The 1,265-nt window shown below is 50.4% G+C and carries 2 protein-coding genes; both read left to right on the forward strand.

Annotated features, from left to right (window positions below; translation table 11 throughout):
* On the forward strand, positions 1 to 242 hold a 242-nt coding region (gene mdcC, locus GRP75_RS27295; RefSeq protein ID WP_160790931.1), incomplete at its 5' end, for a malonate decarboxylase acyl carrier protein.
* On the forward strand, positions 232 to 1,265 hold a 1,034-nt coding region (gene mdcD, locus GRP75_RS27300; RefSeq protein ID WP_160790932.1), incomplete at its 3' end, for a biotin-independent malonate decarboxylase subunit beta. The genes mdcC and mdcD, both read left to right, overlap by 11 nt.

The following is a 1,265-nucleotide window of genomic DNA, read 5'->3' on the forward strand; positions in this document are numbered from 1 at the left end:
TAGGTGTTGTCGGTTCGGGAGATTTGGAGATTATTGTAGAGCCTGTAAAAGGCCAGACCACCAACGTCAGCATTTTAACAGGCAGTGAAGGATTTGGACAAGTATGGGAGAATGTTCTGACCCGTTTTTTTAACCGTTATTCAATTACTGCTAATATTACAGTTCATGACTTCGGAGCTACTCCGGGTGTAGTAATGCTTAGATTTACGCAAGTGCTGGAGGTGCTGGATTATGCAGAATAGTTTTGTGGAGCTGAATGGACGCGAGAGAGCCAAAGCGCTGCTGGACAAAGGGACTTTCCGTGAGATACTTGGGCCGTTGGACAAAATCCAATCCCCTCACCTAGAGCCGCAAGGCATTGTTCCTCAGAGCGATGACGGGATCATTCTGGCTCTTGGCGAAATACACAAACAGAAGGTCTTGATCATTTCGATGGAAGGCGCTTGTCAAGGAGGGGGGATTGGAGAAGTCAGCGGGGCCAAAATTTCCGGAGCGCTCGAACTGGCACTGGAAGAGAATAAGAGAGGGAACAAACTATATCCCGTCATGATCTTCGATACAGGAGGGGTTCGGCTACAGGAAGCGAACTATGGGTTGTTGTCGATTTCGGAGGTTGCCACCCAGATCGTTGCCCTGCGTAAATACGTTTCTGTTATCGGATTGATCCCGGGCCGCGTAGGGGCATTTGGGGGAATGTCCATTACAGCAGAATTGTTTACCACTCTGATTGCTACGAAGAAAGCGCGCCTCGGTCTGAACGGGCCGGAGGTCATAGAGCAGGAAGCAGGGGTTATGGAGTTCGATGCAAGCGACAAAGCTTTAATTTGGAACACAATCGGAGCCAACCAGCGCTTCCAAACCGGATTGATTGACGAAATGGTGGAAGACACGACGGATGCAGTTGTCGAAGCGATTGATACTGCGCTCAAGGCACCGGCGAAGCCTGCTAAAACAGAGCAAATCGATTTCTATCTGACCCTGTTAAACACTCTTGATCCTACAGAAGCTTGGACACCTGAGCGCTATCGCGAATTTTACACGCAGATACAGCCTGTGCAGCAGCCTGTCCCGCTGGCAAAAGAGGGTGCGGCCGACATGTCGGATAGTAGAGGTTATCGCTGGTTCTCCCGCTTGACGGACATTGCTCACCCAATCAGCGATGTTCCTTCAGTGCTTGCGGCAGACGTGGATAAGCACGGACAACTGTGCAGATATATCGCCATTGTTCCGAATGCCTCCAACCGATTCCCGCGTGTCAGAAACGG

Origin of the sequence: Paenibacillus sp. OT2-17, assembly GCF_009827695.1 — a bacterium.
Classification (GTDB): Bacteria; Bacillota; Bacilli; order Paenibacillales; family Paenibacillaceae; genus Paenibacillus; species Paenibacillus polymyxa_B.